This is a genomic window from Larkinella punicea (assembly GCF_003334855.1).
In the GTDB taxonomy this organism is placed as follows: Bacteria; Bacteroidota; Bacteroidia; order Cytophagales; family Spirosomataceae; genus Larkinella; species Larkinella punicea.
The window spans coordinates 58,530-79,699 of record NZ_QOWE01000022.1 but is presented as its reverse complement, the minus strand read 5'-3'; the positions used below and the strand labels follow the sequence as shown (position 1 = coordinate 79,699).

General features: G+C 48.8%; 30 protein-coding genes. 22 read left to right on the top strand and 8 right to left on the bottom strand.

The genetic code is table 11. The features are described 5' to 3' along the window. Positions 1-50: 50 nt before the first annotated feature. The 16 genes from DUE52_RS23720 to DUE52_RS23645 all read left to right on the top strand — a co-directional run bounded on the left by DUE52_RS23720 (position 51) and on the right by DUE52_RS23645 (position 12,860). The gene (locus DUE52_RS23720) at positions 51-887 is read left to right on the top strand and encodes a ParA family protein (RefSeq protein WP_114408556.1); all 837 of its coding nucleotides are present in this window, start codon (positions 51-53) and stop codon (positions 885-887) included. Continuing rightward, complete coding sequence (locus tag DUE52_RS23715) at positions 871-1,374, top strand: hypothetical protein (RefSeq protein ID WP_114408555.1); 504 nt, start codon at positions 871-873, stop codon at positions 1,372-1,374. Before DUE52_RS23720 ends, DUE52_RS23715 begins: the two co-directional genes overlap by 17 nt. A gap of 60 nt (positions 1,375-1,434) precedes the next feature. Next, positions 1,435-2,058 carry a hypothetical protein gene (locus DUE52_RS23710; protein WP_114408554.1) on the top strand — a complete coding sequence of 208 codons (624 nt, stop codon included), beginning with the start codon at positions 1,435-1,437 and terminating at the stop codon, positions 2,056-2,058. A gap of 11 nt (positions 2,059-2,069) precedes the next feature. Then, positions 2,070-2,600 (top strand): hypothetical protein, encoded by a 531-nt coding sequence (locus tag DUE52_RS23705; protein WP_114408553.1) that lies wholly within the window; start codon positions 2,070-2,072, stop codon positions 2,598-2,600. A 117-nt stretch (positions 2,601-2,717) separates the two neighbouring features. Further along, positions 2,718-3,050, top strand: a complete 333-nt coding sequence (locus tag DUE52_RS23700) for a DUF4134 domain-containing protein (RefSeq protein WP_114408552.1) — start codon at positions 2,718-2,720, stop codon at positions 3,048-3,050. 3 nt (positions 3,051-3,053) lie between these two features. Then, the gene (locus DUE52_RS32845) at positions 3,054-3,407 is read left to right on the top strand and encodes a DUF4133 domain-containing protein (RefSeq protein ID WP_114408551.1); all 354 of its coding nucleotides are present in this window, start codon (positions 3,054-3,056) and stop codon (positions 3,405-3,407) included. Beyond that, positions 3,355-5,853: a TraG family conjugative transposon ATPase gene (locus DUE52_RS23690; RefSeq protein ID WP_229312281.1), complete on the top strand. Its 2,499-nt coding sequence runs from the start codon at positions 3,355-3,357 to the stop codon at positions 5,851-5,853. The genes DUE52_RS32845 and DUE52_RS23690 overlap by 53 nt, the downstream gene beginning before the upstream one ends. 97 nt (positions 5,854-5,950) lie before the next feature. Further along, positions 5,951-7,120 (top strand): TraJ family protein, encoded by a 1,170-nt coding sequence (locus tag DUE52_RS23685; RefSeq protein WP_165841016.1) that lies wholly within the window; start codon positions 5,951-5,953, stop codon positions 7,118-7,120. A 3-nt stretch (positions 7,121-7,123) separates the two neighbouring features. Next, positions 7,124-7,765, top strand: a complete 642-nt coding sequence (traK, locus tag DUE52_RS23680; protein ID WP_114408548.1) for a conjugative transposon protein TraK — start codon at positions 7,124-7,126, stop codon at positions 7,763-7,765. Then, a complete protein-coding gene (locus DUE52_RS23675) occupies positions 7,762-8,073 on the top strand; it encodes a hypothetical protein (protein ID WP_133299931.1) in 312 nt (103 codons plus the stop codon). Before traK ends, DUE52_RS23675 begins: the two co-directional genes overlap by 4 nt. Beyond that, complete coding sequence (gene traM / locus DUE52_RS23670) at positions 8,070-9,314, top strand: conjugative transposon protein TraM (protein ID WP_114408546.1); 1,245 nt, start codon at positions 8,070-8,072, stop codon at positions 9,312-9,314. Before DUE52_RS23675 ends, traM begins: the two co-directional genes overlap by 4 nt. Positions 9,315-9,318: 4 nt before the next feature. Further along, positions 9,319-10,179 (top strand): conjugative transposon protein TraN, encoded by an 861-nt coding sequence (traN, locus tag DUE52_RS23665; protein WP_114408545.1) that lies wholly within the window; start codon positions 9,319-9,321, stop codon positions 10,177-10,179. After that, a complete protein-coding gene (locus DUE52_RS23660; RefSeq protein ID WP_114408544.1) occupies positions 10,176-10,763 on the top strand; it encodes a conjugal transfer protein TraO in 588 nt (195 codons plus the stop codon). Before traN ends, DUE52_RS23660 begins: the two co-directional genes overlap by 4 nt. Beyond that, positions 10,760-11,200 (top strand): TraQ conjugal transfer family protein, encoded by a 441-nt coding sequence (locus tag DUE52_RS23655; RefSeq protein WP_114408543.1) that lies wholly within the window; start codon positions 10,760-10,762, stop codon positions 11,198-11,200. The genes DUE52_RS23660 and DUE52_RS23655 overlap by 4 nt, the downstream gene beginning before the upstream one ends. 11 nt (positions 11,201-11,211) lie before the next feature. Beyond that, positions 11,212-12,195 carry a hypothetical protein gene (locus tag DUE52_RS23650; protein ID WP_114408542.1) on the top strand — a complete coding sequence of 328 codons (984 nt, stop codon included), beginning with the start codon at positions 11,212-11,214 and terminating at the stop codon, positions 12,193-12,195. 41 nt (positions 12,196-12,236) lie between these two features. After that, positions 12,237-12,860 (top strand): hypothetical protein, encoded by a 624-nt coding sequence (locus DUE52_RS23645; protein WP_114408541.1) that lies wholly within the window; start codon positions 12,237-12,239, stop codon positions 12,858-12,860. Between the two features lie 416 nt (positions 12,861-13,276). Here DUE52_RS23645 and DUE52_RS23640 read toward each other — a convergent pair whose 3' ends face one another. The 3 genes from DUE52_RS23640 to DUE52_RS32490 all read right to left on the bottom strand — a co-directional run bounded on the left by DUE52_RS23640 (position 13,277) and on the right by DUE52_RS32490 (position 15,366). Next, positions 13,277-14,548, bottom strand: a complete 1,272-nt coding sequence (locus tag DUE52_RS23640) for a Y-family DNA polymerase (RefSeq protein WP_229312280.1) — start codon at positions 14,546-14,548, stop codon at positions 13,277-13,279. Beyond that, entirely contained in the window at positions 14,545-14,994 is a 450-nt protein-coding gene (locus DUE52_RS23635; RefSeq protein WP_114408540.1) for a LexA family protein, read from the bottom strand. Before DUE52_RS23635 ends, DUE52_RS23640 begins: the two co-directional genes overlap by 4 nt. 228 nt (positions 14,995-15,222) lie before the next feature. Beyond that, the gene (locus tag DUE52_RS32490; RefSeq protein ID WP_165841015.1) at positions 15,223-15,366 is read right to left on the bottom strand and encodes a hypothetical protein; all 144 of its coding nucleotides are present in this window, start codon (positions 15,364-15,366) and stop codon (positions 15,223-15,225) included. Between the two features lie 642 nt (positions 15,367-16,008). Here DUE52_RS32490 and DUE52_RS23630 point away from each other — a divergent pair. The 4 genes from DUE52_RS23630 to DUE52_RS23620 all read left to right on the top strand — a co-directional run bounded on the left by DUE52_RS23630 (position 16,009) and on the right by DUE52_RS23620 (position 17,986). Next, on the top strand, positions 16,009-16,359 hold the full coding sequence (locus DUE52_RS23630) for a hypothetical protein (RefSeq protein ID WP_114408539.1): 351 nt from the start codon (positions 16,009-16,011) through the stop codon (positions 16,357-16,359). Further along, on the top strand, positions 16,334-16,789 hold the full coding sequence (locus DUE52_RS32200) for a hypothetical protein (protein WP_133299930.1): 456 nt from the start codon (positions 16,334-16,336) through the stop codon (positions 16,787-16,789). Before DUE52_RS23630 ends, DUE52_RS32200 begins: the two co-directional genes overlap by 26 nt. 64 nt (positions 16,790-16,853) lie before the next feature. Next, positions 16,854-17,345 (top strand): TlpA disulfide reductase family protein, encoded by a 492-nt coding sequence (locus tag DUE52_RS23625; RefSeq protein ID WP_114408538.1) that lies wholly within the window; start codon positions 16,854-16,856, stop codon positions 17,343-17,345. A gap of 23 nt (positions 17,346-17,368) precedes the next feature. Beyond that, a complete protein-coding gene (locus tag DUE52_RS23620) occupies positions 17,369-17,986 on the top strand; it encodes a thioredoxin family protein (RefSeq protein ID WP_114408537.1) in 618 nt (205 codons plus the stop codon). 63 nt (positions 17,987-18,049) lie between these two features. Here DUE52_RS23620 and DUE52_RS23615 read toward each other — a convergent pair whose 3' ends face one another. After that, positions 18,050-18,379: a YnfA family protein gene (locus DUE52_RS23615; protein WP_114408536.1), complete on the bottom strand. Its 330-nt coding sequence runs from the start codon at positions 18,377-18,379 to the stop codon at positions 18,050-18,052. 10 nt (positions 18,380-18,389) lie between these two features. After that, on the bottom strand, positions 18,390-18,662 hold the full coding sequence (locus tag DUE52_RS32195; protein WP_133299929.1) for a hypothetical protein: 273 nt from the start codon (positions 18,660-18,662) through the stop codon (positions 18,390-18,392). Positions 18,663-18,743: 81 nt separating this feature from the next. Here DUE52_RS32195 and DUE52_RS23605 point away from each other — a divergent pair, with 81 nt between their 5' ends. Further along, positions 18,744-19,196 (top strand): MerR family transcriptional regulator, encoded by a 453-nt coding sequence (locus DUE52_RS23605; protein WP_114408534.1) that lies wholly within the window; start codon positions 18,744-18,746, stop codon positions 19,194-19,196. Between the two features lie 28 nt (positions 19,197-19,224). Here the strand turns inward: DUE52_RS23605 and DUE52_RS23600 are convergent, their stop codons facing one another. From DUE52_RS23600 to merTP, 3 genes are read right to left on the bottom strand one after another with little or no spacing between them, the layout of a single operon-like run. Then, complete coding sequence (locus tag DUE52_RS23600) at positions 19,225-19,956, bottom strand: ankyrin repeat domain-containing protein (protein ID WP_114408533.1); 732 nt, start codon at positions 19,954-19,956, stop codon at positions 19,225-19,227. 6 nt (positions 19,957-19,962) lie between these two features. Beyond that, positions 19,963-20,172, bottom strand: a complete 210-nt coding sequence (locus DUE52_RS32840; protein WP_114408532.1) for a GDCCVxC domain-containing (seleno)protein — start codon at positions 20,170-20,172, stop codon at positions 19,963-19,965. Positions 20,173-20,174: 2 nt separating this feature from the next. Further along, positions 20,175-20,762, bottom strand: coding sequence for a mercuric transport protein MerTP (merTP, locus tag DUE52_RS23590; protein ID WP_114408531.1), 588 nt, complete (start codon positions 20,760-20,762; stop codon positions 20,175-20,177). Between the two features lie 155 nt (positions 20,763-20,917). Here merTP and DUE52_RS23585 point away from each other — a divergent pair, with 155 nt between their 5' ends. Further along, positions 20,918-21,166 carry a hypothetical protein gene (locus tag DUE52_RS23585; protein ID WP_133299928.1) on the top strand — a complete coding sequence of 83 codons (249 nt, stop codon included), beginning with the start codon at positions 20,918-20,920 and terminating at the stop codon, positions 21,164-21,166. The last annotated feature ends 4 nt before the right edge of the window (positions 21,167-21,170 follow it).

Genomic DNA, 21,170 nt, shown 5'->3' with positions numbered 1-21,170 from the left:
CAATCATTCAATGTTTAAATACACTAATAAAGGGATAGAACGATGTATGAATGTATAAATTTATTGATAAAGGCTTGCACTTGTCAGAATTTCAATTTTGCTTTGGGTCCAACATACTCTTTGACTTACTTCTTATGGCACCTCCAGGGCTCCCCAAAAAACCCACTGTACTCGCCTTTGCAACCCAAAAAGGTGGAATGGGTAAAACAACTCTATCGGTGATAGTTGCGTCTTACCTCCACTACAAACGCGGCTTAAAGACCGCCCTTTTAGATGTCGACGGATCTCAGCTTTCGGTTCATACGCAACGGTTGCGGGAAGCTGAAAATCTTGATGAGGATGCGCAGTTTCGTATGGAAGAACGGAGAGAAAAGGAGGGGATCGACCCTTTCGAAATCCTTTCCGGCTACCCGAAGGATGTTCCGAAAATGATAACGATGCTGGCTCCGGATACGCAGGTGGTGTTCGTTGACCTTCCGGGTAATATTGAGATTGCGGGATATGACCTGGCCATTAAGTCGGTTGATCTGCTGTTGGTGCCAATGGAAACTTCGGAATACAGTGTAACAACGGGATTCCAGTACCTCACTGCGATTAAACAGATCGGCTTAGTCCCGATTGAGAATTGCTGGGTAGTCTGGAACAAATACAAGCCTTCCCGGGATGCCAGCATGGTTGAGCAACTGGAAGATAGTTTCGTTAGCTACGGACTTCAGGCATTGAAAAGCCGGATACCACAACGCGACTCCTATCAGGATCCTGCCAACCGTTCCACCTTATTTCCGATGCCGCCGGCGTACCTGCGCAACTCGGGACTGAAAGAGTTATTTATTGAAGTAGAAGAGCTTATCATGAAAAACAATCAATTACATGGACAAACCAAGTAGTTTGGTAGACGCTACCAAAAAAAGTCATGCTACCCGTTTAGCGGGTTTTGCCAATTCGCTAATTCCGAAGTCGGTAAGTAGCACTGAAGAGCCAACGAGCGAACCGTCGGCGCCAGTCGCTCAGCAGCCCAGTCCGGAACCTGAGCCAACAGTCGAGGTACAAAAGCCAGTACCTGCCGGGGCTGAGCCAGTAACACCCAAGCAGGAGCCAGACGCAACTCCGGTTTCAACACCAAAACCCGCCACGGCTTCGACTCCTAAATCAGAGCGCAGGAAAGTCGCTGGATCTTCTATCGTTCTGGAAGAAATTCTCCAACAACCGGCTAATAAGTCGACCGAGTACAAAAAATACATTGCGATCTCAAAGGAGAATCACAAGTTGCTACGGGATCTGAATTACAAGTACGATGTACCCATGAATGTAATTCTGAATAATGTGCTTGAAATCGTGCAACGGACGGTCACCAAAGAAGAGGCCAAACTGTAAAATCAATAGGCTGGGTCGCAACAAAACGACTCAGCCATTATTCGCAAACCATAAACAGCTATGTTCAGCCAGTATACATGGGGCGATTTCTTTAAAGTAACTGGAATCGCAGCCGTCATTTATTACGCATTTGTTGCCTGGAAGTTTTACCGGGAAGATATCCGCGACTGGGTGATTGGCCGCGGATCTAAAAACCCGATCCAGCAACCCAGTGAGAAAGGGCCTATTGATGACGAAGAGGAGGAAGCCGACCTTTTCATGGTTCGCAATTATCCCGCTACGCCCTCCATCGGGAACACATCGGCCGGGCTTGCTGGCCAGGTAGAAAAGCCTACCGTTGAGAACGTCCAGGATGTCAAGGCAGAAAAGCCAAAGTCCGTCCGGAAGCGGCCTGCAAAGGCAAAATCAACAATCGAAAAACCTCAGCAGGCGATCGATTTACCAGTAGTGCCCGTTGCCAGTGAAATTGACCCCAACAGCCTGTTCATGCCCATTACTGGCATAGTTGTGCCGCAGGGAGAGAAACCGCTTGATGAGGTTGTTACATCTGCAAAAGAGATTGAAGTTCAATCCGACGGTACCGTGAGCGCGAAGCCTGACAGTGGAGAGGAGTCCAACTTATTGGCTGAAGTGATCAATGGGCAAAAGCGTAAGAGCCTTGGGGATATCCTGTCTAAATCATAATTTTTACTTCGATGAACGCTGGTTTTGGTTTCTGGGATTTTGTGACATTGGCGGTTTTTATCGCTCTGGTCACCTTCGCGGTTCGGGCTGCCCGTTGGCTGGGTAACGCATCAGAGCGCCTGGTGATGATACTGGTCAGAGTCGGTTTGCACGGGGCTGCCAAAGCTGCGCTATGGCTTATCGGCTACGACCGCGCCACATACCGGAAATCACGAATGAGTTACTGGAATGCCGTAAGCGTTCGTTTTGCTTTGTTTTGGGGTGCCTTGATGGTATGGGCTGGATTGCTCCACTTTCTCAAAGAGGGGCGTACGATTAATGCGGTTTCACCTTACTGGGGTATCGGTGTCGCAGCGTTTGTTGCCCATCGTCTGCTTATGGCTCACTATGCGGATCAAAACGACCAGGCTGATCAAGATCAACGGGATTCAACAGAGGTATTCGATGATATGAATTCCAATGAAATGCGTCACAGTCGTAATTATAGCCAGCTTGTAAGAATGCGCCAATGGGATTATTTGGATGATCTTTTTCATATATGAGATTTTTTTTGTCCAATAATTCGCATATTCAGGGAATTTGTTTTTATCATTTACTAAATTTGTGAAAACGCTTTAATTTTAATTATTTATTTTTCTTCACTTTTATCTCTTTTTGTTATGTTCAACCGTACTCTTTTCTCTACAAAAAGGCTATTGTCGGTAGCCGCCCTGTTCACTGTTAGCAGCCTGGCCATGGCACAACAACCCGCGGCCGGTAATGGCGCTGCGGCACTCAGCTCAACCGCTACCACCATCCGGAGTTACGGTGTGGCCGCAAACACCATTGTACTGGCCATCGGTCTGATCATTGGTTTGGTTGGCGCTATTCGGGTGTATTCAAAATGGCACAATGGCGACCCTGACACGATGAAAGCGGTTACCGGCTGGTTTGGTGCAGCCTTATTTTTGATTGCAGTGGGCACGGTATTAACCGCCTTCTTCGGCGCGTAATCCATGCTGGAAATCAACAAAGGCATCGGAAAACCCGTAGAGCTGAAGGGTCTGAAAGGCACCTACCTCTACTTAGCAGTGGGGATTGTAGCGTGTAGTCTTTTTCTGGCGCTGATTCTCTACGGGCTCGATGTTAACACGTATCTGACCACCGTTATCGTACTTTCTCTTACCCTCGGCGGCGTCTGGTACTGTATGCGAATGTCGGCCAAGCATGGCATGTGGGGCCTTGTCAAACAGGAGGCTACCCGTTCTCAGCCGAAAGCAATCATCATTAATTCAGCCAAACCGTTCGCCAAACTCCGTGAAACTAAACGCCCGAACACTCGAAAAGGCACTTCCACTACTGGCCGTTGAAAACAACTGCCTGATCAGTAAACTGGCCGACGTTACGGTAGGCTTTCGCCTGTTACTTCCGGAAATCTTTACCCAGTCTCCCGAGGATTACCGAAGCCTGCACAGTGCCTTGTGCAAAGCCATTAAAATGCTGCCCGTCGGTACGGTGATTCATAAGCAGGACTGGTTTATGGAAGAAAAATACCAGGCTGATCAGGAGCATGATGACACCAGTTTTTTAACCCTTGCCTTTCAGCGGCATTTTATTGAACGTCCATTTCTGAATCATTACTGCTACCTCTACATCAGTAAACTTCCCAAATCCCGGCAAAAGCAGAAGAGCACGCGTCATTCATTAACCCGACGTCGGCTTGTCCCGAGGGAGCAGGTTGATCCGAAGGAATTGCAAAGCTTCTTTGATGCGGTCAGTCAGTTTGAACGGATTTTGCAGGATGGCGGCATTGCGGCTGAACGGTTGACGGATGATGATTTTGTCAGTGGGAAAGGGGATAGGGGTATTGTTCCGAACTACTTCCGATTACAACCCGACGGCCGGCGCAAGGTCACATTGGAAGACTGGGACATCGATGGCCACGTCCGGATAGGGGATAAGGAGGTGATGTGTTTTACCCTTTCTGACGTTGAAGCGCTTCCGCATATGGTTGACGTCATGGCTGGTTACGGCCCTCTATCTTCGGATAGCACCCAATTCGCGGTGGGTAATGTACTACCGGTGGGCCTGATGCTGCCCTGCAATCACATGTACAATCAGTACATCTGCATCGAAGATGGACCAGCGGCCCTTCGGGAATTTGAGCAGCAAACCCGGTACCTTAATTCGTTATCGATGTATTCCAACGAGAACGCAATCAATCGGGACTGGACGCAAAAATTTATTCAGGAAGCGATTACCGCGCAACGCACGGTTTGCCGATCACACTTCAACCTGATGGTTTGGACGGAAAAGCCGGAACAGATTGACTATCTGCGTTCCCGGGCCTCAGCCGCCATTGCCCAGTTGGATTGCCTTCCGAAACACAATACTCAGGATGCAGCCCGGCTTTTATGGGCGGGAATTCCGGGTAATGCCGGTGACCTTCCCCTGGATGATACGTTTTACACCTTCGTCGAGCAGGCGGTTTGCATGTTCAATCTGGAATCGTCTTACCGCAGCTCACTTTCCCCCTTCGGGATTCGGCTTTGTGACCGGTTCGGCAAACCGGTGTGGGTAGACCTGTCGGATGAACCAATGGAGCGGGGCTGGATTACGAACCGGAACAAGTTTATTATTGGCCCTTCCGGATCCGGGAAATCCTTCTTTACGAACCACATGGTTCGCCAGTATTACGAACAGGGAACGCACGTCCTGTTGGTCGATGTGGGTCACTCGTACCGCGGCCTCTGTGAGATGATCCACCGGAAAACGCGCGGACGGGATGGGGTGTATTTGACCTATGAGGAGGACAATCCAATTACGTTCAATCCTTTCTACGCTGAGGATGGTGTTTTTGGCATCGAAAAGAAGGAATCGATTAAAACGCTGCTGCTGACCCTCTGGAAGAAAGAAACCGAACAGTTTACCAGAACCGAAGAGGTTGCCCTATCAGATGCGGTCGAGCAGTATCTGAAGCTGATCAAAAAGACGCCTGGCAAAGGTAGCTTCAACGGCTTTTACGAATACTGCGACGATGAGAACGGATTTCGGGCTTACCTGACTGAGAAAAAGTACGAGAAGGACTATTTCGATGTGCAGAAGTTTCTATTGACCATGCAGCCTTTCTACAAAGGCGGTGAGTACGATTACCTGCTGAATTCCGATCTGAAAATTGATCTTCTCAACAAACGGTTCGTGGTTTTCGAGTTGGACAATATCAAAGATCACCCGATCCTGTACCCGGTGGTAACGCTGATCATCATGGAGACGTTTGTGGCCAAAATGCGCCGGCTAAAAGGGGTTCGGAAAATGATGCTGATTGAGGAGGCATGGAAAGCCATTGCCAAAGAAGGCATGGCCACTTACATCCAGTACCTGTTCAAGACCGTTCGGAAATACTTCGGAGAAGCGGTGATCGTCACGCAGGAGATTGATGATATCATCGGTAACCAAATCGTCAAAGATGCGGTCATCAACAACTCGGATTGTAAAATTCTGCTCGATCAAAGCAAATACCAGAACCGGTTCGATGAAGTCCGCCAACTGTTGGGTCTGACCGAAAAGCAAAAACAGCTCGTCCTGTCCGTCAATAAGGATCTGGACCCGATGCGCAAATACAAAGAGGTTTTTATTGCATTGGGGCACCGGTCCAAAGTCTATGCCACCGAGGTAAGTCTGGAGGAATATGCTGCCTACACCACGGAAGAAACCGAAAAGTACGAAGTGCAGCAACGTACCGTAGCCAATGGTGGAGACATTCAGGTTGCCATCGTGGATTTTGCAGATTCCAGACGGGCAAAGGCTTCAGTCTAACCGGTCCGTTTTCAAAGCAAATAAGATTTGGCTGTCAATCAAAGCTTTACAACCCCTGTCGTTTTTCAAAACAAACAAACTTTCTATCCGATCGGCAATGATTTTACTACAGGCAGCTCAGCCCGGCGCGGGAACCTACGTTGACTACGATTTTTACCGCAAGTTCGAGTCTTTCGAGGCATCGATCACGCAGGCGTATAAAGAAGTGCTCCAGGGCATGGGCAATTTTGGCGACGTCGCGGCTTCGATTGCCGGTATTGCCGCCAGCCTCTTCATTGGCTTTAAAATTCTGCGGCATCTGGCCTATGCGGAGGGAGTCGATGTATGGCCGCTGCTCAGACCCTTCGCCATTGGTTTTCTGGCACTCAATTTCACGATCGTTACCGATTTCATTGGCGCGTTGATCAAGCCGCTGGAAACGTCGACGCAAAACATGATCGATGTGCAGACCACCCGAATTCAGCAGATTGAAAACCTGCGTCAGCAAAAGATGCAACAGCGGTTAGCCGAGATGGATCAGAAACTGGATGAAATGAACGGTTGGCAGATCGGGCAGTACATGAGTCTGGTGGTCGAAAAATACCGACTGTATATCAATGAAGGATTCAATGACTTTCTAAAAAACCTGTTCTATGCCGTCTATTTAGCGGCCCGACTGGTGATTCTAACCGTCAGGGCCTTCTTTATGATTGTGCTGACGATGATTGGGCCACTGGCGTTTGCGATCGCCATTTTTACCGGGTTTCAGGATAGTCACCTTTTATGGATTGCCCGGTATGTGCAGGTATCGCTCTGGTTTCCCCTGGCCAACATTCTGGGAACGATTGTCACCTATTTACAAGGCAAGGTAATCGCTCTCCAGTATCTGGAATTGACCAATAATATCCCGGATGAGGCCCAAAGCGGGAAGATCATTTACATCGTGTTTATGATCATCGCTACGCTGGCCTACTTCACCATTCCAACCATTGCCAGCTACATCATTTCCTCTTCCGGAGTTGGCTCAGCCATGCAGCGAATATCCAGTATGAGCACCGCGATTTCAGCCGCTGCGGTGAGTGCGGCAATGCCGGCTGCATTGGGTACGGCCGGAATGGTTGGCAAGGGAGGTGTAGCCGCTGGAGGGATGGTGGCCGATGCTGCCAAGATGGGCTTAGGGGCGACGATTATGGCTGGTCAAGCGATGGGTCAACAGGCTCAGTGGTATGGCCGCGCGGCTCAGCACGAACTACGAAACATTACCGGTTCCAACAAACAATCTTCTTAACTCATGGCTCAGGATCAAACCTTTTTCAAATCCCTCCGCAATCTGGAGACCTCCTACCGGAACATCCGCATACTGTCGATCATCATCATTACCGCCTGCGTGATGATGACCATTGGCAGCCTGGTATTTGCTTACAAAGTCGATTCCGATGCGGATAGCCGGGTCTACGTGGTCGAGCAGGGCAAAACCCTGATTGCCGCCCTGAGAAAAGACGTTCGGGAGAATCGACCCGTTGAAGCCCGTGACCACATCCGGCGTTTCCACGAATTATTCTTCACGCTAGATCCGGATGGTAACAGCATCGAGGAGCACATCCGGGAGGCCCTGCCCTATGGGGATGAAAGCATTCAACGGCTGTATCTGGATACGAAAGAAAAGGGGTACTACAATAACCTGATTCAGGCCGCGGCTTCGCAGGAGATTCAGGTGGACAGCATCCGGCTTGATCTGAATCAGTATCCCTACCGGTTTCGCTCATTTGCCCGTCAGCAGATTATTCGCTTAACGAAGGTTACCACACGCCGGCTCATCACAGACGGCTACCTGCGGAATGTCAGCCGATCCGAGGTAAACCCACATGGTTTTCTCATTGAGCAACTGGATATCGTAGATAATTCGGACATCGAAGAACGGCTACGGCGATGAGACTATTAGGGAAAGCCATTATGGGCGTCGGCGCCTGGATTGCCGGGTTGTCCGATCGGGCTCGGCTTGGATTGACGGCCGGATTATTTTTTATACTGATTGGCTGGAGTGTCTATAAGCTGGCCACCGCCTGGCCGAAGTTACAGCAGCCGGCACCAAAGCTTAATCCGCAGGAAATTATTGAGCCCATGCAGCAGCTATTTAATCAGGTAAAGAATCCCAGTTCAAACCTCAGGCAGGATCGACACATCAGTCGACTGGACAGTTTGGCGAAAGAATACCTCAGCAAACAACCCCGGAAACGATGAACACGACCGCAACGCTCATCCCCAATTCTGATGAAGCATTTTATCACCAACGAAAAGCCTATTTGGTATTTCCCCTGATTGTATTCCCCTTTCTGGCTGGACTGTTTTACGTAAGCGGTGGCGGGAAAGGGATTCCGAAAGAACGGCAGGGGCAAGCCGCCCAATCAATTGGTTTTAATGCCAAAATTCCCACCGCTGAGAACTCCGAACTAAAGCGGCCATCGATTGGCCATTCCGTGGTGGGTAGTGCTGAGGGGCAAATGCTTTCGGAATTTTCCAATACACGGAAAGTTGAGGTCACCAACAGCCTGAGGGAGATACCGACGGATGAAATTCCAAATGAACGCGCAAATAACGCACAGCCGACCGCTGGTCTGTCAAATATAAGCGCTCAGCCCATGATTCAACCTGTAACGGCTCCAATACCCACTCAGCCAGTTAAAAGCCGCAGAGGGCGTAAATCGGCAAATTCTCAAGGATACCAATACCATCCCCCACAGCCCTATTATGTGGGAACGAATCAGACTGATCAGCAACTGGAGAATCAATTGAGCACGTATCACGCAAGCCGATCGGCAGGGCAGGTCCAGGCTCCTCAGCCTCGACCAAATGGAACAACTGCGGCTATGCCAGAAACGCCCGGTGTACCCAATCTGATTCAATTGGCGGATAACACAACGGCGTCAAGGTTGGCCGAACCTACTCCGGTTGTTGAAAACCCATTCAATACCGCCGAGGTCGGCACAACACGCCGGGAGTCTCAAAAAACGAGCCTGCAAAGTTCGGGATACAATAAACGGGCTGTGGCCACGATGATACCAGCGGTCATTCACGATGATCAGAGCGTGCGAGCTGGCCAGCCGGTGAAGCTGCGGCTAACCAAAGCGATTGTCGTCGATGGTATCAATGTGCCGGCTAATACCATTGTACACGCCATCTGTAAACCGGAAGGTGACCGAATTTTCCTGATTGTTCGCAGTCTCCAGCTCAACAGTCAGTTGATTCCGTTGGATCTGGAAGCGGTCGACCTCGACGGCGGTACCGGAGTCAACGCCCCGGGTCTTTCTGAACAATTGGGCGGCCAATTGAAGTCATCCGCCGTGCAGGGCGTTCAGGTGCCCACGGGTAGCGCCTTATTGAATACCGTTCTCAGTACTGCCCGATTCGGTGCTTCGTCGGCCGTCAGACAATCTACCATTCATTTGAAAGGTGGCTATCATCTTTACCTCAAATCAATCTAACACCATGAAACCACTACTCCTTTTTGGTCTATTACTGCTTTCTGCAGGAGCCGCGCGCGCGCAGATTGCCTATTCGCAGAGTCTGGATAAAAATACTTTTCAGACTTCCTATGCAATCAAGGTTAGCTCCAACAAAACCACTCACCTGATTTTTCCTTTTGAAATCAAGTATGCCGATCTGGGAAGTAAAGATTTGTTCGGTGAAGCGGTGGCCAGTGCCGGCAATGTCTTCCGGATAAAGGCTATAGGCCGTTCTTTTCTGGAAAGTAGTTTAACGGTCATTACGTCCGACGGCCGACTATTCAGCTTTCTGGTCAGCTATGAAGATAATCCGCTGGTTCTAACCTATGACCTGACCAAAGTAGGTATGGGCGCGGTTGTCCCCAAAACGGCCAAAGTAAGCACCGGTTCACCGGCTCGCCTGGCTGATCAACTCAATGGTTTAGGAGAGCGGGCTATGACTGCCAAACGTCGTATCAAGCACATTGGAACTGAGCAGCAGGGCATGAATATGCACTTGAAAAACATCCTCTACAAAGATGATGTGATGTTTCTGGTTTTGGGTCTGGACAATGATTCGAAACTGGATTACGACATGGATTTTATGCACGTATTTGTCTCTCAGTCCAAAAAAACGGGTGAAAGCTCCGTTGCTCAGGATGTGCCGATCGATCTGATCAAGGTTTTCAACACATCAGAAAACAGCGTGCCTCATCGCAAACAGATCACCAAAGTGATTGCCATAAGCCGGATGACCCTGGAGAAGGATCGTCGATTAATGGTCCAGGTCAATGAAAAGGAGGGAGGGCGTATGTTGACGCTACCCATCGGAACCGAAGAATTAGCCTCAGCTCGTCCGTTATGATCAAACGTTGGATTTTCGCGCTATTTATGACGGGCATCGGTACCGGTGCTTATGCCCAACTCCACCAAACTGGCCAGACTGCTGTCGAGGTATCTGTCGGTGCATTGGATGGCTTTCGTCTGCCCAAACAAGACAATTTTGGGTATTTCACCGGAATTGCCTTCAGTAAATACCATTCACGGTACCTCTACTGGAAAGCCGGGATTCACATGAATCAGAAAAGCTACGCTTACGATGCGGACCGCGTTCCCTTGCAGCAGTGGCTCGGTACCGCTGAAATTTATACCCGGATTTTAGGCCGCGTGAGTCAGTCGCTGATCATCAATGCCGGGATTGGTGCAGCAGGTGGCTATGAATCAGTGAACAGCGATCGCCGATCGGTAGAAGGGGCTATGATTGGAAACCGTTCAAAATGGGTGGTTGGTCCGACTGCGGCAATCGAAGCGGAATACCTGCTGACCGGCAATTTAATCCTGATCGCCCGGGTGAAAGAGCACTATCTGTTTCGATCATCAGTCATCAATACCCGGTTTAATGCCGGCGTGGGGATTAAAATCATTTTACCATCCAAAGACGACGAATGAAAAAGCTATTCACAAACTCTTACCACGGTAAGACTATTCATTTTTTTCTTTCTGTGCTTCTTTTGGCACTACCGGGCTGCCAATCGGAAAGTCTGGAAATAGTAGCCCCCTATAAAATCAAGCTCAATGTGGCGGCTGAAAGCAACGTGCCCAAGGTGGGGCAGTCGGTTTGGGTCGATCTGCAATTGGTAACGGATTCGTATTACTCCGAAACCGGTTATCAGCTTGTCTTTTTTCAGGAAACCGGCTTAGGTCGACTGAGACAGGATACGATACCCGTCCCTCAAAAGGTGGGTGTACCGCTTCCATTGGGCAAATCCCGCTGGATGTTCACCCCTGCCGCAGCGGGTGATTGTAAAGTTGTTTTAGTGGCCATGCAGGAGCGGGGTTATACCCGGCCTGACACGGTACGGCTGAATTTTCAAGTTAAACCTTAATCCCCATTCCCATGAAAAAGCTATTCACATTCCTTCTGATTGCCCTGATAGTGGCCATGGTGCCAGCCTCGGCTCAAATCAATATTTCCGGTGATGCCAACACGGAAGCCGCTGCCAAACTGGAAATCATTCGCATCATTCAGGAGCGGATTCAGAAAATGACCATTGCGGAAATTAACTCCCGGATCGTGGTTTCCAAAGGCGTAACGAATTACTACAAAGTGGATGAGATTCTGAAAATGCACACGGAGTTGTGGGGTCTAAGGTCAAAATACGTAAACATGGCCAGTGTTCTGGAACAAGGGAATTCGGGTTTTAGCGCTACAACCGGTAATGGGTTTTCGTTCAAGTACATGGAGCAGTATAATGGCGCTCTGGCGAAGGCTAAGGCAATTAAAGATCAACTTCAAACGGTTACCAAGTCCGGCAATATGATTCAGTTGCCGCCGTTGCCCGTTTTTAATATCTCTTTCGCTTCGAATAACGGATCGAATCCAGCTAATGACCTGGCACAGGCTATTAGTGATTTGATGGCTTCATATAACGTTTTGGCACCCGAAGACTGGGACAAGTTAGATGCAACAACCCGTCAGGAACTGGAAACGAAGGTAGCGCAGTTGAAAGATGAGCAGTACCGGCAAACCATGATAAAGGGCAACAGCAATGCCAGTAAACTCGTAACCCTTGTGGCCAACATCGTTGCCCCTGGTCTGGGAAACGTACTGGCCGGCGTGTCTTCCGGAAAGGCTGTTTCTACGCTTGTTGGCTATGTTGTTGATAACTTTCAGATGCCTACCGAGTTCTATACATCCGAAACATTGAAGCTAACCGATTCGGAGCGTATCAAAATCATCGATGAGCTACATATGCGGATGTCAGAAACCTATCAGCAGACTATTGCTCTGGGAGCCAATATGAGCAGTGAAGCCAAAAAGCGTTACGGTGAGATTACCGAGCAGCGTAACGATCTGATTCTGCATGGTCCTAAAAAGTAATTCATTGATTCGTATTTGTAGTTTCATTTAAAACCAATCGTATGAAAAAGGTCAGCATTTGGCTGGTGGGGTTGCTTTTTGTGGGATTGTCTGGCTGTAATAAGGAGCCGGAACCCGATCTACCCGCTTATTTGGTTATGCCTTCGAACCTGGCCAGCTATAAGGGATCAGGAAGGGTTTCGATAACTGGCGACCTTACCGTAAGTGCGGAAGGTCAGGAGCGTGTACAGGATGGCGGGAAGATATCGGGAGTGCAGGCTACGGCATCGGCAGGAGATGAGGTTTTTATCTATGCCACGTTTAATCAGCCTCGCAATTATGCCGAAAGTTCGATGGTTCCGTCTGAATTTCGTTCGAATGCGGTTCTGAGTATTATGAGAACCATCAGTGCCGGCACGTACCCGATGGGCACCTTAATGAAACCAAATCCCCGTGGTGAAATTTCGGACCTGGTGTTAAATCTACCTGGGCCACAACTTTACAATACCGAACAAGGCAGCTTAACCGTCGAATCTTCAACAATTATTCGTCAGGAAGGCACCTATTCGCTTTACCGGATCCGTGGCAATTTTAATGCAACACTGGGCGGGTATGGCACTGGTATCACCAATAAACACCCGCAGGTATCAGGCACGTTTGACGTGTTGGCTGTAGCCAGTAATTAGAGCTAATTTCCTCTATTTTAACGTTATACATTGAGCATGCTCCTTATAGAGCTTCTGCTCTGGGAGAGGTATGTCCTCTTGAAAAATGCGAGCTTAACGGTGGCGATACCATAAAGACCCAACATGGTCAGTTGATAACCTGAGATTTTTGTGGTGAGTGTATAGAGGTGCTGGCCAAAATCATTTATAAACACTACCCCCAATGTCAAATTTAAGTGGGTCATGACTGGCAATGAAAATCACATCCCCTTTAGCATCACTTACCGCAATATTTCCAGCCACAGTAATCGACTGATTCGAAAACACTACAGACACTCGAGGGCGCGACAAACAAAAGAATATTTGCGGGATGTGGGGCTAATGGTTCGTCAGACCCAAATCGAGGAGTTTCTTGCTTTTTAAGGTCGGTTGCATCTTTACCTGACCTCAATAATGTCACTCCATTTTGTGGTATAGCTGGGGGGCAGGTGGTCTTGTTTCATCTTCCAGGACTTATCGTAACCTTGAAGGCCGAGCCGAATTTTATCCCGGCCATACTTCCCGTTCAGCTTGTCAACCACTTGGCTGAGCTGGGCCTGCCGGGGATTGGGCGTGTCGCTATAGAGTAGCTGTTGCTGGTGGCCCTCCGGAACAATCTCATTGAGAATCAGACCGACCTCCTGGTAGTCATAACCGGTTTTATAAATAGACTTCAATACCGGTTCAGCATATTGCAATAGCTCCATGGTAGAACTGGAAGGATGCGGCAAGGTAATGGACTGGCTGGCTGAATGGTGTGGGCCAACTTTATCAAACCGGTTGGTGTGAATAAACACCGTAACGACACCAGCGGCCGAGGAATGCCGACGCAGTTTCTCGGATGCGCGGGCTAAATAAGTAGCCAGGGCTTCACACAGGGTTCCATAGCTCCAGACTTTACGGCCAAACGAAGGGGCAACGCAGATGGATTTCTTGTGGAGCGGTTCCGTATCCAGATCGCGGCACTGAATGCCCTGAAGCTCGTAGACCAGCCGTAGTCCCTCCACGGTCATAAACTGTTTGATCCAGTCGTGGGGCAGGCGGCTTAGTTCCAGGGCGGTTCGGATGCCGTTCTGTTTTAACAGGACTTCATACTGACGGCCGATGCCCCATAAATCACCCACCGGAAATTCTGCCAGAATGGATTCGCGCAATTCCGGATTATCCATCACAAAAACGCCCTGGTATTCGGGATGTTTTTTGGCGTGTCGGTTGGCTACTTTGGCCAGCGTCATGGTCTCTCCAATTCCAATCGATACCGGTATGCGGGTCCACTGATCAACGGTTTTGATCATCATTCTGGCCATGTCGGCGTGGCTGCCGTAAATCGACTCATAACCGGAGGCTGAAAAAAACAGCTCATCGATGCTATAGGGAAACGTGTGTTCCATGAAGCGGCCAATTGTATTGAATACCCGCCGGGACATATCACCAAAAAGCTCATAATTGCTGCTGAACACCTGGACGTTATAATCACTGACCTTTCTCTTGAGCTGAAACAAGGGCTGCCCCATTCGGATGCCGAGGGCTTTGGCTTCGTTCGAACGGGCGACGACACATTTATCATTGTTTGATAAAACAATAACCGGCTGTCCGATTAGTTTCGGGTTAAAACTTCGAATGCAGCTCACGTAGAAGTTATTGCAGTCTCCAATGCCGACCAGGTTCATACGGGCTTGACCAGGATGCGGGTGACGACTCCGAAGACTCGGAAATCATCCCCCGGGTGAATGTAAATGGGCAGGTATTTCGGATTGGAAGACTCCAGCACCACCATTTCGCCGACATAATGGATGCGCTTGACCGCATGTTCTCCATTAAGTATAACCACCACAATCTTGTCTTCGCTGGGCTCCTGCGAGCTGTCGACGATTAGGAAGTCTCCATCATCGATCCGATCACCAGACATGCTGTCACCCCGCACCCGGACAAAGTAGGTGGCATCTTCATTGGCAATGCAGAGATCATTCAGATCACAAACTTTGGTAATATAATGCTCCGACGAATTGGGAAATCCTGCCGAAACGTAAGAGGAAAATAAGGGGATTTTTAGCCGCTTGCCGATGGCGATACGGCGGATATCATCCAGACGGATGTGGTTTTCAAATTCGATCATGGTAGGATATTTTAACGTGCTCTGTGCAACTATAACACAAAAACTACCATAATACCAAAATACATGTAATAATTATATTATATTTTCGAGATAGCGGTACGTTATACGAAGGGAATGCGGGCTGTTTATTTTAGCTTTCGGGCGGGAAGACAGTATTGATGTACCGAATCTGTTCCTCTAATTCTTCCAGCGTCGGCTCGGTATCGTTTTTCCTCATTACGGTATTAATTAATTGTAGGTAAACATAAACGTAAGCTCCTGGCGGTCACAGGTACAAATCAGCGCGGCCGATGGAATGACTGTATAGCCAGGCCCATCCGATGTGTATTCAATGAAATACACGTCCGGATGATAGGCAAAGAAGTGTAGCATTTCGAAGGTTCTTTCGAACGAAGTTAGGCAATTTCTGAGCCAGAATAACTTAGTAATCAAGTTCTGAATAGCACAGATTTTGAAAAATAGCCGTCGGAACGAGTCAATTAACTTTAATCGACGAACCTCCGTTTTTATAAAATCCTTCCCATTGGAAAGGGGATAAAGGATACCCCGATTTTAATCAACTATTTTGTTTTTATGGCCGCAATACTTCGCTGATGCAACCGCATAACTTGCCTACCTTGAAACGGATAGCCCCTAAGTGTTTTTAAACCAAATTCATTCAATCGCTCAGCAATTGCCCCATACGTTTTTCTGATGGTTGGAATCAGAGTGGTGCGTCGCAACGGCGGGGGAGAAAGGTTTCTTTTCCGGCCAAAATTTATTGCTTTTTGAACCTTTCACCCCTCGATTTAAATGATGACCCTATTTTGGGTCAACAAGTCAGTTCATAAGTATATAGACGTTGGGTGTTGAACAAAACGCTCGTACTGCCGTGTCGGATCAAAATATTTTCGGCTTGTAGTCTTGACCGTGGACTATAGTCCACGGTTTATCTTTACCGAAAAAACATGAAACCAATGGTTTTCACCGGCCTGGCTTGTTGCTTTATCCGGCTTGGCCCAGACATCAAAGAAAATGGCATCCACAGCCCAGTTAAAAGAAAAAATCGCCCTGGCCTGCAAACTCACTGACCGGGAGCAGATTAAACGCATGAACGAACTGCATCAGACCATTTTTAGAAAAGTGGATAAAGCCCTCGAGAATAAGAACAGTTACAAATTGGTGTTCCAGGAACCGGATAGCAGTTTGAGCGGCCAGCTATTTGAGTTCATCAAATTTGAACAGCTATGCTGCCCCTGGCTAAACTTTCAACTGAACATCCAGCCGGGGGATGGCCCAATTACATTGGAAATGGGCAACTCGGCCGAAACCAAGGAAATGGTCAATCTGGTGATGGAAATTGATAAAATCGGAAAACCCCGCTGAATTCCGTATTTCCCCGGACGGTTACCGCTTGGGGTATCCTTTCGATTTCGGGTATTTTTTCTACCTTTATCCTTCTATCCATGCCGCAATTTTGAAACGGATCGCCTTCATACTGGCCTGTTACGTTTTGCTTTTATCGCTCTTACCGGCGGCAGGAGCAACGGGCTGGGTATCCGTTAAAAAAAGCTGCTCGCATTGCTGCCCTAAAAAGTCATCTTCTCCCAAAAAGGCAGCGGAAACCGCGCAGGCGGTTAATCCGTTTTACGGCTGCTCTCAATGTGCTGCGTCGGTTGTACCGGCAGGGTTTGTGTTTCTGCTCTTTCCCCAGGCTGTGGCACGTACTTTACCCATCTTGCAGTCAGCAATTGCCTACACAGCCCCTCATTTTGACTTCTGGCACCCGCCAAAAACGGCATTAGTCATATCGTAAACCAGCTTAACCACCTTTGATTAGGTGCCTGGTATGTCTTTGCATATTTTCCCAACACTGACCTATGAAATCAATTCATACGTGGCTGCTCCTATCCTTATTGGTGATAGGGCAGGCCAGTATTGCCCAGCGCATGCCGGTCATAAAATATCCCGCTTTGGAGCGGTTATTGACCCGACCGACCGATACGGTTCTCGTGGTTAATTTCTGGGCTACCTGGTGCGCTCCCTGCGTGGCGGAACTGCCGTATTTTGAACAGCTATCGGCGGCTCATGCCACCGACAAAGTAAAAGTGATTCTGGTCAACCTGGATGGGATCGGGCAGCTCGTCAAAAAGGTGCAACCATTCATTGCCAGAACCGGCATAAAATCGCCGGAAATGCTTTTGCTCGATGAGCCTGACTACAATAGCTGGATCGGCAAAGTTTCGCCCGATTGGTCGGGTGCATTACCCTTTACGCTGATTATCGATCCCAGCCGGAAACAGCGAAAAACCTTTGAAAAAGGGCTTACCCTGGCCGAGCTGGAAACCGAATTGCGGCCGTTCATTCAATAAATTATCAAACGATCAAATTCATTATGAGAAAGCCATTTTTTTTAAGTGTCATCGGCCTGATATTATTGACCCTGTCGGGTTTTGTAACACCACCACAAGGTTACCAGGTGGGCGATAAAGCCATGCTTTTTAAGCTCAAGAATGTAGACGGCAAAATGGTGGCCCTGGGTGATGCTTCGGCAACGAAAGGGTACATTGTCGTTTTTACCTGCAATACGTGTCCGGTCGCTCAAGCCTATGAAAATCGCATGATGGCGCTGAACCACCAGTATGCCGCGAAGGGCTACCCGGTCATTGCGATCAATGCCAATGACGGGACGCTCTCACCAGGTGATAGCTTTGACGAAATGAAAAAGCGGAGTGCCAGCAAGGGCTACGCTTTTCCCTATTTGCTCGATGAGACGCAGGAAGTTGCCAAAACCTATGGCGCTCGCAGCACACCCACGGTTTACGTGGTGAAGCGTACCGGCTCTGATTTTATCGTCAGCTACATTGGAGCGATCGATAACAATCGGGACAATCCATCCGAAGCGGGCGAAAAATACGTCCAGAAGGCTGTGGATGCTCTCCTGGCGGGTAAACCAGTAGAAACACCGACCGTTAAAGCCATCGGCTGCGGTATTCGATGGAAGCAGGCTTAAATCATTGACGCTCTGGAAAGCGGAATGTCCTAATGACGGGACATTCCGCTTTTTGTGGTTCTGCTATTTTCTGGGGGCATAGTAGATAATACAGACCCCGACCAGGGCAATCAGCGCGCCGATCAGGTCGTATTTATCCGGCTTGAAACCATCCACCTTCCACGCCCAGATTAGGGCCATGACAATGAAGATTCCGCCATAGGTGGCATACACCCGGCCGAATCCCGCTGGTTGCCAGGTAGCGACGACTCCATAAAGTGCCAGGATGATACCGCCCAAAATCCCATACCAAAGTGGCTTGTCTTCTTTCAGCCAAAGCCACACCAGATAGCCCCCGCCGATCTCACAGAGACCCGCCAAAACGAAAACTGATAAGGATTTTAAAACGATCATAAGGGACATTTTAGCCAACAGTCGTTTGATCGACTCGGATTTGTTTAGGGTTGCAATTGCAAGCGGTGGAACAGACCGCTCCAGTCGTCTTTTTTCTCAGCCGCACCAGCAAAAAAAACACGACGCCCACGCCCAGCAATAGGATGGCAAGGCTTTCCAACCAAGTGGCCAGTGACGCCAGCACGGCAACACCAATCAGTGGGCCGAGAATCGGCAACGAGCAGCAGACACCGCAGGCAAAGATACTCAACCCGCCTAACCAGACACTTTTTCTATTTTTCATGGGTTCTTATTTTAAATTTTAGCAAAGCTAAACCGTGGAGTATAGGCCACGGTTAGTAGCCAGAACCAAAAAAATTTCATCATGTTGATCGGCGAATTATCCAAGCAAACCGGCCTATCCCGCGATACGATCCGGTTCTACGAAAAACAGGGACTCATTCCGGTGGGCCGGAAAGAAAGACGGTTCAATAATTACAAAGAATATACAGCCATCACCGTCGAGCGACTGCAACAAATCAAGCGGATCAAAGCATTTGGTTTCACCCTGAATGAAACGGCCGAATTTCTGGATATGATCGAGATGAACCAGGCTTCCTGCGGAAACGTGTCAGAGAAGATTGCGGATAAAGTCGCTTTGATCGATCAGAAAATTGCTCAGCTTCAGGAAATTAAAACGCTCATGACAAATAGTGTGGAAAAATGTTTGCAAGACTGCGCTCCAGCCAATCCGGATGAAAATTGTCCCATATTAACGTCCGATACCTTCGCTGAACAAAGTCAGGTTAAAAACGGGTCAATGCGCGTTGGGTATTGAGGAAGACTGAAAGAGCTTTTAACCTGACTTAGTTCTGTGCTGGTCTTGCGCCCTTCGTATGCAGCCAATCAACCAAACTATTGGCTCCCTGACGCTGAGCGGCATCTAAAGGGGTCAGATTTTCCCATTCCGGTATCCAGTTTAAGTTAGCCCCTTGGCCAAGAAGATATGCAGCGGTGCTTTTTTGGCCGCCGTGGCACGCCCCCCAAAAAGCATGATTTACGGCTTCTGCTTCTGGTTTTGAATCTCCATTGAAATAGCTTTCAACGCGATCCATTAGGCCTAGTGTCGCAGCATCAGCAAGTGTCGTTTGTGCTCCACGTTCAACCAGACGATGCGCGGCTTTCCATTGTGCGAAAGCTCTGGCATCCGCCAGCGGAGTTCCCCCGCCGATAACTGCCCCTGGTGCTTCAATATTGGCACCAGCATCAATCAATGCATCAATGGCCTCAATGTCATCACTACTGGCTGCCCAATGCAACGGCGTCTCAATATGAGGGCCAATAAACTGAGCATTTACATCCGCCCCAGCTTCAATCAGCATGGCTATCGTTCTCGCCACATTGGGGAAGTGACCGGGCCAATCCGTTGCGACATGAAGGAGTGTACGAGACATACCGCAAGAATCATCATCGCCAAGCCAGGCTTGGGATAGTCCTGGATGTTCAACTAACAAACGGCTGAGTTCCTGAAGATTGCCCGTTTGAATGGCTTTGACTACCGCAATGGCTAGTGGTTCCTCGGTATCGATATAGACCATGATTATTTAAGCACAGCAACTTTTCCCGATCTGTAGGGGAGGGCACTTCACCGGACTATACGAGCAGAACACGCAGCAATCTCCCGCCAGTGGCTTTAATAAGACGGTACAGCCCGGACACTGATAGAAGTACATGCAGGCATCCAGGGGCATCGTTTCCTGCTGCTGATGTTCACAATTTGGGCAAGTGATAACGGCTTCGGTGATAACGAACATAATCAAAGAATTCTAGTACTCGTGGCTTTGTAGCCGGTCGCATCGACAGCCTTTTTAATTTCCGACAATGATGTATTGCTCCCGTCGTATTTCACGGTAGCGTTCCCTTTTTGATACGACACATCCACGGAGACAATGCCTTTTAACTTGTTGACCTCCTGTTTGACGTGATGCTCGCAGCCTTCGCATGTCATGCCTTTGATGCTTACAAAGGCCGTTTGGGGAGCCGATGTGATTGATTGTAGTTTGGGTGTGTTGTCTTGAAAGATTAACCCGGAATAGCTGGGAAAGGTTAACAGCAACAGAGCGGCCAGGGTCGTACCGCTTAGAAATATTTTCGTCTGCATAAAGGTCTTTTTTTGTGATTCACAGCCGCAGGAATCCACGGGTTGGGATTTCAATTGCTGATACCAGGCAAATCCCAGCAGGCTGATAGTGAACACCAGCAGATAGGGTCGTAATGGTTCCAGCCAGGCAAATGAGCCTGCTAGGCTACTGGTCCCAGCCAACAGGGCCAACGCGGGGGCAATACAACAAAGCGATGATGCAACAGCCGCAAAAATGCCGACAAATAACGATGCAGTTTTCATAGTCACTAAGGTACAAAATCTGAGCGAGCAAACCCCTCTTTGGGTTAAACAGACGCTCCAATTCAGCACAATTGAAAGCGCTAAGTTAGTCCCAAATGGATCTGATGGGTATGTTTTGACGTTATTGCGGGGAATGTGGTATCTTTGTAGAAAGGATGGAAACCATGCAACAGACCTTTGAAATCCACGCAGGCCAGGCCGACGCCCAACGGATCGCTTCAGAAATCACGAAGCGCGCTGGCCGTAAGGTGCGTGTGACCATCGAGGACATGGAAGCAGATGCACCGGTCAGCCAAAAAGAATTGGCAAAGAACGTGTTGGCACTACGTGACCGGTTCGCGCATGTAAAGGTCGATCCCAACTTGGATTTGTCCGCTTTAGCCAATGAGATGTTCGGCGAATGAGTAG

Bases quoted from the DNA above. Each gene is read 5' to 3' on its own strand.
- DUE52_RS23720 (WP_114408556.1), top strand. From the start codon at position 51: ATGTATAAATTTATTGATAAAGGCTTGCACTTGTCAGAATTTCAATTT.
- DUE52_RS23715 (WP_114408555.1), top strand. From the start codon at position 871: ATGGACAAACCAAGTAGTTTGGTAGACGCTACCAAAAAAAGTCATGCT.
- DUE52_RS23710 (WP_114408554.1), top strand. From the start codon at position 1,435: ATGTTCAGCCAGTATACATGGGGCGATTTCTTTAAAGTAACTGGAATC.
- DUE52_RS23705 (WP_114408553.1), top strand. From the start codon at position 2,070: ATGAACGCTGGTTTTGGTTTCTGGGATTTTGTGACATTGGCGGTTTTT.
- DUE52_RS23700 (WP_114408552.1), top strand. From the start codon at position 2,718: ATGTTCAACCGTACTCTTTTCTCTACAAAAAGGCTATTGTCGGTAGCC.
- DUE52_RS32845 (WP_114408551.1), top strand. From the start codon at position 3,054: ATGCTGGAAATCAACAAAGGCATCGGAAAACCCGTAGAGCTGAAGGGT.
- DUE52_RS23685 (WP_165841016.1), top strand. From the start codon at position 5,951: ATGATTTTACTACAGGCAGCTCAGCCCGGCGCGGGAACCTACGTTGAC.
- traK (WP_114408548.1), top strand. From the start codon at position 7,124: ATGGCTCAGGATCAAACCTTTTTCAAATCCCTCCGCAATCTGGAGACC.
- DUE52_RS23675 (WP_133299931.1), top strand. From the start codon at position 7,762: ATGAGACTATTAGGGAAAGCCATTATGGGCGTCGGCGCCTGGATTGCC.
- traM (WP_114408546.1), top strand. From the start codon at position 8,070: ATGAACACGACCGCAACGCTCATCCCCAATTCTGATGAAGCATTTTAT.
- traN (WP_114408545.1), top strand. From the start codon at position 9,319: ATGAAACCACTACTCCTTTTTGGTCTATTACTGCTTTCTGCAGGAGCC.
- DUE52_RS23660 (WP_114408544.1), top strand. From the start codon at position 10,176: ATGATCAAACGTTGGATTTTCGCGCTATTTATGACGGGCATCGGTACC.
- DUE52_RS23655 (WP_114408543.1), top strand. From the start codon at position 10,760: ATGAAAAAGCTATTCACAAACTCTTACCACGGTAAGACTATTCATTTT.
- DUE52_RS23650 (WP_114408542.1), top strand. From the start codon at position 11,212: ATGAAAAAGCTATTCACATTCCTTCTGATTGCCCTGATAGTGGCCATG.
- DUE52_RS23645 (WP_114408541.1), top strand. From the start codon at position 12,237: ATGAAAAAGGTCAGCATTTGGCTGGTGGGGTTGCTTTTTGTGGGATTG.
- DUE52_RS23640 (WP_229312280.1), bottom strand. From the start codon at position 14,548: ATGAACCTGGTCGGCATTGGAGACTGCAATAACTTCTACGTGAGCTGC.
- DUE52_RS23635 (WP_114408540.1), bottom strand. From the start codon at position 14,994: ATGATCGAATTTGAAAACCACATCCGTCTGGATGATATCCGCCGTATC.
- DUE52_RS32490 (WP_165841015.1), bottom strand. From the start codon at position 15,366: ATGCTACACTTCTTTGCCTATCATCCGGACGTGTATTTCATTGAATAC.
- DUE52_RS23630 (WP_114408539.1), top strand. From the start codon at position 16,009: ATGGCATCCACAGCCCAGTTAAAAGAAAAAATCGCCCTGGCCTGCAAA.
- DUE52_RS23625 (WP_114408538.1), top strand. From the start codon at position 16,854: ATGAAATCAATTCATACGTGGCTGCTCCTATCCTTATTGGTGATAGGG.
- DUE52_RS23620 (WP_114408537.1), top strand. From the start codon at position 17,369: ATGAGAAAGCCATTTTTTTTAAGTGTCATCGGCCTGATATTATTGACC.
- DUE52_RS23615 (WP_114408536.1), bottom strand. From the start codon at position 18,379: ATGATCGTTTTAAAATCCTTATCAGTTTTCGTTTTGGCGGGTCTCTGT.
- DUE52_RS32195 (WP_133299929.1), bottom strand. From the start codon at position 18,662: ATGAAAAATAGAAAAAGTGTCTGGTTAGGCGGGTTGAGTATCTTTGCC.
- DUE52_RS23605 (WP_114408534.1), top strand. From the start codon at position 18,744: ATGTTGATCGGCGAATTATCCAAGCAAACCGGCCTATCCCGCGATACG.
- DUE52_RS23600 (WP_114408533.1), bottom strand. From the start codon at position 19,956: ATGGTCTATATCGATACCGAGGAACCACTAGCCATTGCGGTAGTCAAA.
- DUE52_RS32840 (WP_114408532.1), bottom strand. From the start codon at position 20,172: ATGTTCGTTATCACCGAAGCCGTTATCACTTGCCCAAATTGTGAACAT.
- merTP (WP_114408531.1), bottom strand. From the start codon at position 20,762: ATGAAAACTGCATCGTTATTTGTCGGCATTTTTGCGGCTGTTGCATCA.
- DUE52_RS23585 (WP_133299928.1), top strand. From the start codon at position 20,918: ATGGAAACCATGCAACAGACCTTTGAAATCCACGCAGGCCAGGCCGAC.